At 68.6% G+C, this 14,524-nt stretch carries 10 protein-coding genes; 1 reads left to right on the top strand and 9 read right to left on the bottom strand.

All coding sequences use genetic code 11. The features are described 5' to 3' along the window. Nucleotides 1-101 precede the first annotated feature (101 nt). From KIH73_RS01350 to leuA, 6 genes are all read right to left on the bottom strand, one after another. Nucleotides 102-557, bottom strand: coding sequence for a hypothetical protein (locus KIH73_RS01350; RefSeq protein ID WP_219079774.1), 456 nt, complete (start codon nucleotides 555-557; stop codon nucleotides 102-104). Between the two features lies 1 nt (nucleotide 558). Beyond that, a complete protein-coding gene (locus KIH73_RS01355; protein ID WP_219079776.1) occupies nucleotides 559-3,681 on the bottom strand; it encodes a beta-glucosidase in 3,123 nt (1,040 codons plus the stop codon). 240 nt (nucleotides 3,682-3,921) lie between these two features. Further along, the gene (locus KIH73_RS01360) at nucleotides 3,922-5,250 is read right to left on the bottom strand and encodes an ATP-binding protein (protein ID WP_219079779.1); all 1,329 of its coding nucleotides are present in this window, start codon (nucleotides 5,248-5,250) and stop codon (nucleotides 3,922-3,924) included. Next, nucleotides 5,240-5,953 (bottom strand): LytR/AlgR family response regulator transcription factor, encoded by a 714-nt coding sequence (locus KIH73_RS01365; RefSeq protein WP_219079781.1) that lies wholly within the window; start codon nucleotides 5,951-5,953, stop codon nucleotides 5,240-5,242. Before KIH73_RS01365 ends, KIH73_RS01360 begins: the two co-directional genes overlap by 11 nt. 489 nt (nucleotides 5,954-6,442) lie before the next feature. Then, the gene (locus KIH73_RS01370; RefSeq protein WP_219079783.1) at nucleotides 6,443-7,804 is read right to left on the bottom strand and encodes a DHA2 family efflux MFS transporter permease subunit; all 1,362 of its coding nucleotides are present in this window, start codon (nucleotides 7,802-7,804) and stop codon (nucleotides 6,443-6,445) included. 530 nt (nucleotides 7,805-8,334) lie between these two features. Beyond that, entirely contained in the window at nucleotides 8,335-10,245 is a 1,911-nt protein-coding gene (leuA, locus tag KIH73_RS01375) for a 2-isopropylmalate synthase (protein ID WP_219079785.1), read from the bottom strand. Between the two features lie 218 nt (nucleotides 10,246-10,463). Between leuA and KIH73_RS01380 the strand changes: the two genes are divergently transcribed. Continuing rightward, complete coding sequence (locus KIH73_RS01380) at nucleotides 10,464-12,008, top strand: metallophosphoesterase family protein (RefSeq protein WP_219079787.1); 1,545 nt, start codon at nucleotides 10,464-10,466, stop codon at nucleotides 12,006-12,008. Nucleotides 12,009-12,085: 77 nt separating this feature from the next. Here the strand turns inward: KIH73_RS01380 and KIH73_RS01385 are convergent, their stop codons facing one another. The 3 genes from KIH73_RS01385 to KIH73_RS01395 form a co-directional block, all read right to left on the bottom strand. Then, complete coding sequence (locus KIH73_RS01385) at nucleotides 12,086-12,706, bottom strand: DUF5701 family protein (RefSeq protein WP_219079789.1); 621 nt, start codon at nucleotides 12,704-12,706, stop codon at nucleotides 12,086-12,088. Nucleotides 12,707-12,830: 124 nt separating this feature from the next. Next, a complete protein-coding gene (locus KIH73_RS01390; RefSeq protein WP_219079791.1) occupies nucleotides 12,831-13,901 on the bottom strand; it encodes an aspartate-semialdehyde dehydrogenase in 1,071 nt (356 codons plus the stop codon). Between the two features lie 12 nt (nucleotides 13,902-13,913). Further along, complete coding sequence (locus tag KIH73_RS01395; RefSeq protein WP_236022498.1) at nucleotides 13,914-14,495, bottom strand: ACT domain-containing protein; 582 nt, start codon at nucleotides 14,493-14,495, stop codon at nucleotides 13,914-13,916. Nucleotides 14,496-14,524 lie beyond the last annotated feature (29 nt).

Genomic DNA, 14,524 nt, shown 5'->3' on the forward strand with positions numbered 1-14,524 from the left:
AATCGGCGGACGCGGATGTGCGTGTCCCGGATTTCGCGGCGGCCGACGTCGCCCGCACCGGGCGGACCCGATTCGTCCGGGCCCGCCCGGTGCGAACGACCTCAGGCGGTCACCACGCTGATGGCGCTACGCGGCGTGCGGCTGGCGACGAACCCCTCGACGATCAGCGCGATGTCGGCCAGCAGGTAGCATGCCACGCCAGCGATCGAGATGTGCAGGGCATTGGCCTCCGTGGCCGGGTAGTTGACCGGGATGAAATACACGTCGGCGGCCAGGGTGACGCGGGCCATCACGAACATCGCCAGGCTGGCGACCAGCAGCGCGGACGAGAGCACCACGATCGCGTCGCGCGCCACGGCCGGCAGCCGGTCGTTCATCACGATGTCCGCCAGGATGGCGACCGCGGCCACCACGGTGAACGCCACGGGCAGCGGGTTCATCGTCATGCCCGCAAGGTATCCGGTGACGCTGGTCGCGATGTAGATCGCCAGTCCGGCCACCGCCAGCACCAGGGCGATGATCTCCCTTGCCGCCGTCTTCATGTTGACGTTGCTCATGTCAGTTCCTTCCCTTGCCCGCGGCCTTGCCGGACTTCACCGCGGCCACGGCGTACCCGCCCAGGCCGACGGCGATGACCAGGCCGGCCACCACGATTGCGACGGTGTACCCCACGCGCCAGGACGTCATGACGTTGACGGTGCGCGTCGAGGAGTTCACGCCGTTCAGCGCCGCCGAATTGGCGAGCGCATACAGCGCGTAGTGCAGGTTGTCCTTGATGGCGAGCAGCATGTCGCGGTCGCCGCTCAGCGCCTCCGGGGTCCAGTAGTCGATGCCCTGCGGACCGAATCCGCAGAACGCCGTGGTGCCCGCCAGCGTCGACTCCTTGGGCGAGGCCTTGAGCGAGATGCTCGTGAAGTCGGTGACGTTGTACCCCTGGAATCCCCATTCGTTGCGCAGGATGTCGACCATGACCGCATGGTTCGCGCTCGGCGCGACGGCGCCGATGCGGTTGTAGGAGCTCATCGTGCCCAGGGCGCCCTCGGTGTACGCGTCCGCGTGGTCGTCGTCGCCGACGAAGGAGGCGGGCCTGCCCTTGCCCTCGAACGCCTGCTGGAAGTTGCGCAGCTCCATCTCGCGCGCCTTCTGTTCGCTCATGAACACGGCGATGCCGGAGCGGTTGATCTCCTGGTCGTTGAACGCCAGATGCTTGACGTTGACGAGCGTGCCCTTGGACTGGGCGCCCTGCACGACCGCGGAGCCGGTGTACCCGGACAGGATCGGGTCCTCGGAGTAGTACTCGACGCCGCGGGAGTTGTAGGCGTGGCGATGCAGGTTCATGGCCGGGCCGATCATGATCGGCAGGTTGAGCACCAGCGTGCTCTCGCCCAGGATGATCTCGCCGTTCTCGTACGCCAGCTCCTTGTTCCAGCTGTAGGCGAGGTTGACCGGCGAGGGCGCGACGCGGGTGGCGTAGTTGTAGTCCTCGGCGTCGGCGTACGCCTCGCCCTGGTACTGGCCCTCGGACAGCAGGTGGGAGTCGGAGCCGCCCGGGCCGTCGTCGGAGGTCATCTCGGGCAGGCCGATCGACTCCATGCCGCCGATGGCATGGAACGCGTTCGCCGCGAAGTCGAGGTACTCCTGCAGCGTGACCTTGTCGATGAGCTCGCTCCACCGCTCGTCGTCGAAGTCCGCGCCCTTCATGTCGTTGATGGTCAGTTCGCTCGACGTGTCGCCGAAGACGATGTCCGAGGTGTCCTCGTCGGTGGCGAGCTCGATGAAGTCGTTGCCGAGCAGTTCCGCGAGCCGCCCGGAGGCCGTCAGGCCCTCATACGTGGCCGGGAACGTCCCGTTCCAGTCGGCACGGGTCAGATAGGTGACCGTGTCCGGCTCGAAGGCGTTGTAGTCCATCGCGTAGTCGCCTTCGGACAGCCTGTTGGTGATCTCGGTGCCGTTGTCGCTGACCGAGAACGTGTCGGCGTCGACGTCGCCGTCCCACGTCCAGGCGTAGGTCTTGCCGGCGTCGCCGGCGGCGGTCATGCCGTCGGACTCGCCGAGGCCCTGCGCGGCCAGCACGTTGTTGAGGGCGTCGTGGGAGTCGTCGCCGATCGCGAAGTAGTAGTCGCCCGGATCGACGATGTAGGTCTGCGCCCCGTTCGCATCGTAGCTGGCGAGGTTCGCCAGGTCGACGTCGAGGGTGATCGTCTGGGATTCGCCCGGTTCCAGGGTTCCGGTCTTCTCGTAGTTCATCAGCTGGATCGCCGACTTCTCGACGCCGTTCTCACGGTCGTAGTCGGTGTACGGCGCGGAGGCGTACAGCTGGATGATGGACTTGCCCGCCACGTCGCCGGTGTTCGTCACCGTCACGGTGGCGGTGGCGGACTTCCTGTCGCCGGTCATCTCGACCGAGTCGAGCGTCTGCTCGAACGTCGTGTAGCTCAGGCCGTAGCCGAACGGGTACACGATCTCGTTGTCGTAGTCCCAGGTGCCGTCCGTGGTGGCGACGGTGCCGTCGGCGTTCGCATAGGTTCCCGCGGAGGCCTCCTCGCCGCCGTTGCCGAGCACGATGTCCGCATAGCGGGTCTCATAGTAGCGATAGCCGGTGTAGATGCCCTCGGCCTCGATCAGGTAGGAGTTGACCGCCGCGTCCTCGGAGAAGTCCGAGGCGTTGCTCCACGGGACATTGCCGTAGTTCGCCATGGCGGGGGCCAGCGCGGTGTTCTTGGCGAAGCTGTCGCCCAGGGCGCCGGAGGGATTGATCGTGCCGTTCAGCGTGTCGGCCACGCCGTAGAACCCGTAGGCGCCCGGATAGCCGATCCACATGATCGCGTCGACCTCCGGGTCCTCCTCGAGGTTCGCGATCTCCATCGGGTTGGTGGAGTTGACGAGCACGATCACGGTGTCGAAGTTGGCCTCGGCCTCCTCGACCAGCGCCATCTCCTCGTCGGACAGGCTCAGGATGTTGCCGGTGACGGTGTGCACGCCGTCGGCCAAACCGGCCTCGCCGGGATAGTAGCCGTCGCCGTTCTCGCCGCCGGGCCGGCCCACCACGACGATGGCCGCGTCGTCGTACTCGCCGTACTGCGAGTCGTAGTCGGGGTTGAGCGCCGCGAGCTCGTCGAGAGTCAGCTCGCACGGATCCGTATAGGAGGTGATCTCGGCGTATTCGGGGATCAGACCGCTGCCGAACTGCGGGGTGGTCCACTCCTTGTCGGCGAAGTACGCCTCGTAGGCGGCCAGCATCGACGGGTTGATCTGGAAGCCCTTCTCGGTGAACGCGTCGGCGATCTCCACGGTCGAGTAGCCGTCAGCGATGGAGCCGCCCGAGCTGCCGTACACCGGCGCGTAGCTGCGCACGCCGAACATCGTGATCTTCGCGTCCGCGGCGATCGGCAGGGCGTCGTTCTCGTTCTTCAGCAGGACGTTGGTCTCCTCGCCCTCCTTCAGGGCGAACTCCTTGAAGCCGTCGTACGCCTCCTCGGCCGTGGTGAAGTCCGACTGGTAGGTCCACGTGTCCGCATCGTCGCCCGTGGCCTCGGTGACGGTCCGCTGGCTGCGCGTGCCGAGGAACGCGTCGACCGAGGTGCGGTACATCTCCAGCGTCAGACTCGCGATGATGGCGATGGACAGCAGCAGCGCGCCCACCGTCATCAATCCGCGCCAGATGTTTGTTCGCTTAAACAACTCATCCTCCTTGATTCTCCAAACCGGACGCCCCGCATCGGCACCGATGCGAAAGCCGCCCGGGAAGCCCGACAGGACTCCGTGACCCTAGGGTCCGTCCGGAGCGGACGATTCTCAAGGCCGAATGCACGACCGGTGCGTTTTGCGCATCGAACTGCATGTCGCGCCCGCGCCGGACGACCCTCGCGGGCACCGGGCCCAGAACCGGATCCGCAACCCGCCTCAGCCCCTCAGCCCGCCTCAGCCCCGCGACGCGTCGTCGCGCAGCGGGATCAGCGCGGTGAGCAGGAACACGCCGTCCGACGCGTCGATCGACAGGTAGCCGCCGTACCGCTCCACGATCATGCGGATCGACCGGGTGCCGAAGCCATGGTACCGCTCGTCGCCCTTGGTGGTGTGCGGCAGCCCGTCCTCGAACTCGAGGCTGCCGCGGTACGGGTTCTCCACCCGGATCGCCAGCATGCCGCGGGTCTCGCGCACGTCCAGGTGCAGGTACCGGTCGGGCTCGGCCACGTCCGCGAGCGCCTCCAGCGCGTTGTCGATCGCGTTGCCGAACAGCGCGTAGATGTCGGCGGGCCGCATGAACGCCAGCGCCCGGCCGTCGACCATCCGGTCGAACTGGATGCGCCGGCGTTCGCACACCAGCGACTTCTGCTTGAGCACGACGTCGAGCGCCTCGTTGCCGGTGCGCACCGACGAGTCGTAGATGTCCACGAGCTCGCCGAGCTCCTCGATCTCGTCGGGGTCGACGCGGTCGCCGAGCATGGCGATCTGCTTCTTCAGGTCGTGCGTCTTGACGTTGATCAGGTCGATGGTCTCCTTGGAGCTTTCCAGCTGGGTCTTCTGCTGCTCGAGCAGCCGCTGCAGCACGGTCGAGTTCTCCTCGGCCCGGCTGCGGTCGACGATCTCGCGCAGCAGCGCGAGCAGGAATATGCAGTTGACCAGGTCGAACAGCGCGAAGATCGTGTACGTGACGTCGCCGATGCCGGAAGCCTCGCTGTTGAACACGTTGGTGAACACGCTCACGCACAGCGACATGCCGGCGAGCAGCGGCAGGATCATGCCGTAGCCGAGGTTCTCGACGCGCTTGCCGCGCAGCGGCCGGGCGAAGGCGAGGTACCCGACGACGTACATCGGCACCAGCGCCGCCGGGTAGATGTACGCGATCGACGCTTCCGGCACCCCCGCCACCATATGCGGCACGGCGGCTACGATGCGCGCGCCGCGGAACGCGAAGTGCTGCATCGTGCCGGCCGCGGTCATGTAGAACAGGGCCTGGGACCAGCGCACGTCGTAGCACCAGCGGATGGCGACGGTCAGCGCGGCGAAGTACGCGGCGTACTGCACGATCAGCGTCCACGTGTTCTCCGGGACCGCCAGCCACCACGCGACCGACAGGCACAGCAGCAGGACGGCGGCCAGCGCGAACCGGGCCGGGGCGTGGCGGCGGCGCCGCAGCCACCAGGTGAACAGCAGCGCGGCGACGGCGAGCTCGACCATGAACCCGTTCGCGTCGAAGAACCGATACGCCGATTCCGCCAGGCACCGGCCGAGCGCGTCACAGGACATTGCCGGTTCCGATCATCCGCGTGAGCCCCTCCATGAACGGCTTCCTGAACGTCCGGCCGATCGGCAGCTCCGTGCCGTCCGTCATCAGCAGGGTGTGGCCGTGCACCGAACGGATGTGCCGCGCGTTGACCAGGAACGCCTTCGCGCACCGCAGGAATCCCTGCCCGCCGAGCCTGTCCTGCGCCTCCTGCAGGGTGCCGGAGCCCTGGACGATGCCCGACTCGGTGTGGAAGACCAGACTGTGGCCGCGCACCTCGATGTACTCGATGTCGCGCAGCAGCAACCGCAGCGTGCCGCCCTGCTGCGTGATCGCCACGGCGTCGGAGCCGTGCTCGCACAGCCGCACCGCGCGGCGCAGCTTGCGCTCGAAATCCTGATAGGAGAACGGCTTGACGATGTAGTCGAGCGCGTCGACCTCGTAGCCCTTGGCGGCGAACTGTGCCATGTTGGTCACGAACACCAGCACCACCCGCTCGTCGATCGCGCGTAGCCGCCGTGCGGCCTCCATCCCGTCCATGTTCGGCATCTCGATGTCCATGAACACGATGTCGTACACCGGCCGGTAGCCCTCGAGGAAACCCGTCGCCTCGGCGAAGCGGACGGGGCGGAACGCGACGCCGTTGCAGGATCGGTACTCGTCCAGGCAGGACTCCAGACGCGCCGCCGCGTCGTCATCGTCCTCGATGATCGCAACCGTCAGCATCCGAGCTCCTTTCGTCGCCGAACTTCCACTATAGCCCGACCAAGCCGCCGCAAGGGCGTGCGCTTCCCGGAGGCTTCGCGCGTCTTCCCGGCGTACGCGTCGTGTCGGATCGCGCTCCGATCCGGAACATAGGCCGCCTCGAACCGTGCGCCGATCCGTTCGCGTGCCGTAGGCGGCCGCGTCGGCGACCGCCCGTCGATCGCGTCGGACTCCCGCGCCGTCACCCGCGTCCGCGCGGTGCGTAACCGGCTGCCCGCCGACAGGCGATCGCACGCCAAGCCGAACAGGCATCCGCCGGCACCGCCGACGTCATGCGCCGCGGGAACCCCGTACCGCCGGAACCATGCACGGCCGCCGGAACGCAGGAAGCCGCGCGTCCCGATCGCACGGAACGCACGGCTTCACGACGGCAACGCACGCCCACGGGAACCGCACGTCCCGGACGGCCGGGGCATGCGGTTCCCAGGCGCGACGCAACGAGGCCGCAGACTACCGAGCCTCGCGCTTCTCCTTGAGCGCGAACGACAGCAGCAGCACGACCACGACCAGCACCAGCGCGAACACGTAGCCGTAGCGGGCGCCGTCCACGAAGCCCTGCGCCGGGTCGGTGCCGCCGGCGGCCTCGTAGTTGGTCTGGCCGAGGGTGAGCAGGCAGGTGGCCACCGAGGTGCCGATCGCGCCGACGACCTGCTGCATCGTGTTCAGGATCGTCGAGCCGTCGGCGGCGAGCTCGCGCGGCAGGCCCTTGAGCGCGGCGGACTGCACGGACTGCTGCATCAGCGGGATGCCGATCATGATGACGATGTGCGCGAACACGAAGAACGCGGCGGAGGTGGCGGTGCCGATCATCAGGAACAGCGCCGCGCCGACGATGGCGACGACGGCGCCGATGCGGGCCAGGACCCTCGCGCCGTGGCGGTCGTACAGGCGGCCGGCCAGGAACGAGCAGACCGCGTTGACCACGCCGCCGGCGAGCATGAGCAGGCCGGCCACGGTGGTGTCCAGGCCGAGGCCGCGCTGCAGCTCCTGCGGGGCCAGGTACATCACGGCCAGCGTGCAGGCGAACGAGCAGGTGACCATGACGGCCGGGACGCGGAACTCGGCGATGCCGAGGGCGCGCAGCTCAAGCAGCGGCGTCGCGATGTGCAGCTGACGGTACACGTACAGCGCCAGCACGACGACGCCGACGACCAGCAGGCCGACGACCAGCGGCGAGAAGCCCATGTCGGCCACGAGGCTCACGCCGGCGACCAGGCAGCCGAAGCCGACGACCGAGCCGAGGATGGACGGCACGTCGACCTTCGGCCGGGTGGTCTCGATGGGGGTCACGAAGAACGCGGCGGTCAGGCAGATCGCCACGGCGGCGACGACGGCGAACAGCACGAAGATGGAGCGCCACGAGAACGCGCCGATCAGCACGCCGGCCAGCGTGGGGCCGATGACGGGGGCGAACATGATGACCAGGCCGGCCACGCCGTTGGCCGCGCCGATCTGCTGCGGCGGGAACACGCGCATGATGGCGGCGTACATCGTCGGCAGCACGATGCCGGTGCCCACGCCCTGCAGGATGCGGCCGAACAGCAGCAGCGCGAACGTCGGGGCGGCGGCGGAGAGCACGGCGCCTACCAGGAAGCAGCCGAGGGCGACGAGCACCAGCGTCTTGGCCCTGACCCACTTGAGCAGGAATCCGACGCACGGCAGCACGATGCCGATGGCGAGCATGTAGCCGACGACCATCCACTGCGCGGTGCCGGTGGTGATGGCGAAGGTGTCGCACAGCGCGGGCAGTGCGATGTTCATCGACGTCTCGGACAGCATGCCGAGGAACGCGCCGATATACAGGCCGAGCATAAGCCTGTGGGGGGTCTCGTACGAAACGGGGTTCTGGGAATTCTCGTCAATGTGCTGGTTACGTTGTGACACGGACGGCATAAACCTCTCTATTCCGGGCCGTTTGCGGCCATACGTCATGGGATGCTTATGCGGCGAGTCGCAGACATGGCGACCCGGCAAAGAAAAACCGCGGACCCTTGCATACAGCCCTTGTATGGTCATATGACAAGCGGTCACGCGGTTTCCGAAAGTCAGCCGTCACCGTAGCACGGTCGGAGGGGTCTTCGTAAGTCCGCGCGTGTCGCGGACGCCGGCCCACCCCGGTCGGCGCGCTCCCCGCCCGACGCGATCCCGATGGGCACGACACGCCGATGGCGGTCGCGGACTTTGGGGGATGGTCTGCGGGGAATGGCGGAAAGTCAACGATCCCCGCGAACCATCCCCCGAAGTCCGCGGCTCCCGCCCCGTAGCGCAAAGAACCGTGCACCCCAAAACACGGGATGCACGGTTCTCCCAACAATCAACGCCTCACAGGCGCAGGCGCGGAATCAGCGCTCCGAGCGGTTGATGGCGGAGATGATCGCCTTGAGCGAGCTGGTGATGATCGAGGAGTCGATGCCGACGCCCCAGATCACGGTGGTCTCCGGCTCCTCGCCGATCTCGCACTCCACGTAGGAGGCGGCCATCGCGTCGGTGCTCGCGGTCATCGTGTGCTCCACGTAGTCCATCACGGACACGTTGATGCCGATGGCCTGGATCGCGTTGATGAACGCGGCGATCGGGCCGTTGCCCACACCGGAGAGCTCGCGCTCGACCGGCTCGTCGACGCCGGGGCGCACGCCGCGGTCGAGCAGCCGGACCTTGATCACGGTGTCGGAGCCGTCCTCGCCCGAGGAGACCGCGACCTTGAGCAGCTTGAGGCGGCCCCACTGCTCGAGCGACTCGTCGCTGCTGTCGCCGACGACCGCGCCGGCGGCCGTGGCGCCGCCCTCCTCGACGGGCAGGTACTCGTCCTTGAACAGACGCCAGATGTCCGCGTCCTTGACCTCCTTCTTCGTCTCGTCGGCGAAGCGCTGGACGATCTTCTCGAACTCCACCTGCAGGCGCTTGGGCAGGTCGAGGTTGTGGTTCGTCTTGAGCAGGTAGGCCATGCCGCCCTTGCCGGACTGCGAGTTCACGCGGATGATGGCCTCGTAGCTGCGGCCGATGTCCTTGGGGTCGATCGGCAGGTACGGCACCAGCCACACGAAGTTGTCGAGCGCGGCGCCGGCGCGGTCGGCCGCCATCTGGCGGGCCTCCAGGCCCTTCTTGATGGCGTCCTGGTGCGAGCCGGAGAACGCGGTGAACACGAAGTTGCCCGCGTACGGATGGCGCTCGGAGATCTTGATCTGGTTGCAGTACTCGACGGTCTTGCGGATCTCGGGCACGTTCGAGTAGTCGATCTGCGGGTCGATGCCCTGGGTGAGCATGTTCAGGCCCAGCGTGACCAGGTCGACGTTGCCGGTGCGCTCGCCGTTGCCCAGCAGGCAGCCCTCGATGCGGTCCGCGCCGGCGAGGATGCCGAGCTCGGCCGCGGCCACGCCCATGCCCTCGTCGTTGTGCGGGTGCAGCGACAGCACGACCGAGTCGCGGTCCTGCAGATGGTTCGAGACGTACTCGACCTGGTCGGCGAACACGTTCGGCGTGGTCATCTCGACGGTGGCCGGCAGGTTGATGATCATCGGGTGCTCCGGCGTCGGCTTGATGACGTCGATCACCGCGTTGCACACCTCGGTGGCGTAGTCCGGCTCGGTGCCGGTGAACGACTCCGGGCTGTACTCGTAGTACAGGTCGGTGTCGCCGGCCTCGCCCTCCAGCTCCTTGCACAGCTCGGCGGCGTCGGTGGCGAGCTTCTTGATGCCGGCCTTGTCCTTGCGGAACACGACCTCGCGCTGCAGCACGGACACCGAGTTGTAGAAGTGCACGACGGCGCGCTTGGCGCCCTTGAGGCATTCGTACGTCTTGCGGATCAGGTGCTCGCGCGCCTGGGTGAGCACGACGATCGTGACGTCGTCCGGGATCAGCTCGCGCTCGATGAGCATGCGGATGAAGTCGTAGTCGGTCTCGGAGGCGGAGGGGAAGCCCACCTCGATCTCCTTGAAGCCCATCGAGACCAGCATGTTCCAGAAGCGCAGCTTGCGCTCCGAATCCATCGGGTTGACCAGCGCCTGGTTGCCGTCGCGCAGGTCGACCGAGCACCAGCGGGGCGCGCGCTGCAGGCGCTTGCCCGGCCATGTGCGCTCGGGGTAGTCGAACGGCACCTGCTTGTCGTAGGCGACGTACTTGGTGTACGGCATCTTGCTGGGCTTCTGCGGGTCGCCGATGAATCGCGCCGGAGGCAGCAGCGGGTCGTTGTTCCCTCCGTTGGACGCCGCGGCGACCGCCGCGAGATCAAACACCGATGATTGATCCTGACCCATCTCTCCTCCTTTGCCTGTAGTTCGGCGGCCTCGCCTGACGGCCGCCGAGTGGGTTCGCCGCGCGCACGTGGCATGCGCGCGTGCCCCCAATACTAGCCGCCCGCATGCCCTGACCAATCCGCGCGTTTCGCCACACGGGCACGGATGCGGGGGGCGTCCGGCACGGGGAGCGGACCGGACGGCGGCGTCCGCCCCGCCCGACCCGCTACAGTGGAACCATGACGCTGCGATTCAGAGACGACGGCACGTTCCGCGTGCTGCAGATGGCCGACATCCAGGACGGCCCCGACGTCCGCGACGACACGATCCGCATGATCGCGGCCGCCGTCCGCGAGGCCGACCCCGATCTGGTCGTGCTCACCGGCGACCAGATCCGCGGCTACGACCCCGCGTACATCGACACGTTCCTGCGCCGCCGCGGCGAGGAGCCGGGCGCGCGGGTCCGGCTGGTCACCGAGGTCGAGGCGCGGCTGTACGGCGTGAAGCGGCGCAGCCCCGGGGCCGCCGAGCTGGCCGGCAGGGTCGCCGACCGGATCGAGCGCGGCGGCCGGGACGCCCCCGCCGTGCTCACCGGCGACGAGCCGCCGACCATGGACGAACTGATGGACGAAACGCGGCGGAAGGTGCGCCGCACGTTCGCCGCGTTCCTCGCGCCGGTGGTCAACGCCGGCGTGCCGTTCGCCGCGACCTACGGCAACCACGACTTCCAGTGCGGCATCCTGATCGACGAGCAGGACGACATCTACCGCGAGTTCCCCGGCTGCCTCAACCCGGCGGCCACGGGGGCCGCGGATGCCGCCGCGGGCGGGAACGCCGACGGCGGGCGGAACGACGGCACCGGCCGCGCCGACCACGCCGACGACGCCGGCCATACCCCCGGCCCGGCCGACCCGCTGGTCTGCGCGCCCGGCACGTTCGCGCTGCCGGTCATGGCCTCCGACGGCTCCGGCCGCGTCGCCATGTCGGTGATGATGGTCGACTCGGGCGACTACGCGGGCGCGCCGCCGGAAAACGACGCGCAGTACCCGCGGTACGCGGTCAACTCGCGCGGCCTCGACCTCGCGGACTCCGATGGGTACGGCACGCCCTCGCCCGAGGCGATCGCCTGGCTCGGCTCGGTGCAGCGCGCGCTGGGCGCGATGAACGGCGACGGCATGCCGGTGCCCGCCATCGCGTTCCAGCACATCCCCCCGCAGGAGTTCTACGACTGCCTCAGGGAGGTGCCGGCGTGGACGCCGAACGCGGTCGAGGGCGCACGCACGCACGCCGGACACTGCTACGTGCTCGACGAATCGGTGTGCCGCCCGGGCTCCCGGCTCGGCGAGGCCATCGGCTGCGCCGACGAGAACGTCGGGCAGGTCGAGGCGATGCGCGAGGCGGGCGGCTACTTCGCGCTGTTCTGCGGGCACGACCACAAGAACTCGTTCGTCGGGCACGTGCACGGCATGGACCTGGGCTACGCGCCGACCTGCGGGTTCGAGTGCTACGGGCCGAAGTCGAGGCTGCGGGGCATCCGCCTGTTCGAGTTCCACGAGTCCGATCCGGCCGCGTACGAGACGCGGATGCTGACGTGGGGCGACCTGGTCGGCCGGTATTCGAGCGATGAGCTGCGCGTGTTCTTCGAGGACCACTGCGTCACCGACGCGATCGGCATCCGCAACGAGCTGCGCCGCCCGGCCGTGTTCGCCGCCGTCTCGGCCGTGGCCGCGCTGGCGGCCGCCGGACTGGCCGGGCTGGCCGCACGGCTGTTCCGGCGGCGGTAGCGGTCTTGGCGGGGCCGCGCGCGGCGAACGACGGCGTGCGGCCGCCCGTACGAGAACGCCCCTTACGAGAACGCCCCTTACGAGAACAGGCTGACGCCGCGACGGGCGACGCAGTACGCGTTGCCCAGCCAGGTGTGGCGCGAGTTCGGCCAGACCGCGCCCAGACGCGGGGCGTTCTGGCTCATCCAGATGCTCGGCACGCGGCCGTCGGCGCTGCGCGAGCCGAGCAGGTTGAAGCCGTTCTTCTCCAGCAGCCATTCGGGGTGCTGGGTCGCGATCGCCAACCCCTCCTCCAGGGTCAGGGGCAGGCGTTCGTCGGAGTCGATGAGCTTGCGCGCCACGTCCGGCTCGCGGTTGATGTAGCAGGTGCCGGTATGCGGGTCCACCGCCAGGTAGAACGGCCCCTCGGGCGGGGTGAAGCCGTCCTGCGGCAGGAAGCTGGCGATGTCGCGCGGAGGCATCGTGGTGAAGCCGGCCATGCGGTTGATGCTGGTCCGGGCGATCAGCGACTCAGGAGAGACCAGCTCGCGCGTCGGCACCAGCAGGATGTCGCTCCCCAGGTCGCTGTGCTCCAGCGCCTCGAGCAGCGGCCGGGCCAGCGCGCGGAACGCCGCCTCGCTCATGTCCGCCACGTCCGGATACCCCAGCGCCACGATACGGTCGAGCTGCCTGCTCGCCTCCTCAGATGCCTTCGACATAGCTTCCAGTATTCCACACCGCCGCCGACGCGTCACGGAAAACGCAGGTCGCCCGCCCCCGCGGCGGGCGGGAACGGGCGACGTGCTGCGGGCCGGGCCGGAGCCGGCCGCTGCGGACGGTCCGTTACAGACGGTCCGCGAAATGCTTGCGCGCGATGATCTCGGCGAGCTCGACCGCGTTGAGCGCGGCGCCCTTGCGCAGGTTGTCGTTCGTCACGAAGAACGCGAGGCCCTTCCTGCCGTCGACGGCCTGGTCCTGGCGGATGCGGCCGACGAAGCTCGGGGTCTTGCCGGCGGCGAGCTGCGCGGTCGGGATGTCGACCAGTTCGACGGCCGGGGCGTCGGCCAGCACGCGGCGGGCGTCGTCCGGGGTCACGTCGCGCTCGAACTCGGCGTTGACGCTCATGCCGTGCGAGGTGAACACGCCGACGCGCACGCAGGTGCAGGAGGCCTTGAGGTCGGGCAGGTGCAGGATCTTGCGGCTTTCGTTGCGCAGCTTCTGCTCCTCATCGGTCTCCTCGGAGCCGTCGTCGGCCAGCGCGCCGATGAACGGCACCTCGTTGAACGCGATGGTGCGCACGATCTTGGTCGGTTCGGGGAAGTCGATGGCGTCGCCGCCGAACACGAGCTTGTCGGCGCCCTGCTCGATGGCGGCCTTCGCCTCGTTCATCAGCTGCTCGACGCCCGCACGGCCCGCGCCGGAGACGGCTTGATAGGAGCTGACGATGAGGCGCCTGAGCCCGAACGCGTCGGACAGCGGCTTCATCACAGGCATGATCGCCATCGTCGTGCAGTTCGGGTTGGCCACGATGTTCTTCGGGATCACGTCGAGGTCGCCGGGGTTCACCTCGGCCACGACGAGCGGCACCTCCGGGTCCATGCGCCACTGCGAGGAGTTGTCGACCACGATGGCCCCGGCCTCGGCGAACCTCGGCGCCCAGACGGCCGAGGTGCCGCCGCCGGCGGAGAAGATGGCGATGTCGATGCCGCTCAGGTCGGCGGCGGCCACGTCCTCGACCTCGATGTCGTGGCCGCGCCAGGACAGCGTCCGCCCGGCCGACCGGGCCGAGGCGAGGAAGCGCAGCTCGCGCACGGGGAAGTCGCGCTCGTCGAGCACGCGGCGCATCACCATGCCGACCTGGCCGGTGGCCCCGAGGACGGCGACGTTCACGCCGGTTGCATTGATCCGTACCATGTTCGGCTCCTTTCAGCGGCCGGTGCCGCCGTAGACGACGGCCTCGATCTGTTCGGCGTCAAGCCCGTAGGCGGTGTGCAGCGCCCGCACCGCCTCGTCCAGCTGGGACAGCGGCACCAGCGCGGCGATGCGGATCTCCGAGGTGGAGATCATCAGCACGTTGATGTCGTGGTCGCTCAGTGCGTTGAAGAACTTCGCGGCGACGCCGGAGTGCGTCTTCATGCCCACGCCGACGACGGCCACCTTGCCGACGTTGTTGTTGATCTCGAAGGACTGGTAGCCCAGGTCCTCCTGCTTGTCCTGCAGGACGTCCTGCACGTTGCGGACCGTGGTCTCCGGCACGGTGAACGAGATGTCGGCGGTGCCGGTGGAGGCGCCGGCCTGCACGATCATGTCCACGTTGACGCCCGCCTCGGCCAGCTGGGTGAACACCTTGGCCGCCATGCCCGGCTCGTTCGGCACGCCGCGCAGCGTGGCCAGCGCCTCGGTGCGGTCGTGCGCCACGCCGGAGATGACCGGCGCCTCGGGGCCGAGGTCGGGGAACAGGTCGCCCATGGACTTGGCGTCGTTCTCGTTCGTGTTCTGCTCGCTCATGATTGCCTCCGGTTGCCTGTCGGATGGTT

Source organism: Bifidobacterium phasiani, from assembly GCF_019331775.1.
Classification (GTDB): Bacteria; Actinomycetota; Actinomycetes; order Actinomycetales; family Bifidobacteriaceae; genus Bifidobacterium; species Bifidobacterium phasiani.

Excerpts from the sequence above, each read along its gene's own strand:
- KIH73_RS01350 (WP_219079774.1), bottom strand. The coding sequence starts at position 557 with ATGAGCAACGTCAACATGAAGACGGCGGCAAGGGAGATCATCGCCCTG.
- KIH73_RS01360 (WP_219079779.1), bottom strand. The coding sequence starts at position 5,250 with ATGTCCTGTGACGCGCTCGGCCGGTGCCTGGCGGAATCGGCGTATCGG.
- KIH73_RS01365 (WP_219079781.1), bottom strand. The coding sequence starts at position 5,953 with ATGCTGACGGTTGCGATCATCGAGGACGATGACGACGCGGCGGCGCGT.
- KIH73_RS01370 (WP_219079783.1), bottom strand. The coding sequence starts at position 7,804 with ATGCTCGGCCTGTATATCGGCGCGTTCCTCGGCATGCTGTCCGAGACG.
- leuA (WP_219079785.1), bottom strand. The coding sequence starts at position 10,245 with ATGGGTCAGGATCAATCATCGGTGTTTGATCTCGCGGCGGTCGCCGCG.
- KIH73_RS01380 (WP_219079787.1), top strand. The coding sequence starts at position 10,464 with ATGACGCTGCGATTCAGAGACGACGGCACGTTCCGCGTGCTGCAGATG.
- KIH73_RS01385 (WP_219079789.1), bottom strand. The coding sequence starts at position 12,706 with ATGTCGAAGGCATCTGAGGAGGCGAGCAGGCAGCTCGACCGTATCGTG.
- KIH73_RS01390 (WP_219079791.1), bottom strand. The coding sequence starts at position 13,901 with ATGGTACGGATCAATGCAACCGGCGTGAACGTCGCCGTCCTCGGGGCC.
- KIH73_RS01395 (WP_236022498.1), bottom strand. The coding sequence starts at position 14,495 with ATGAGCGAGCAGAACACGAACGAGAACGACGCCAAGTCCATGGGCGAC.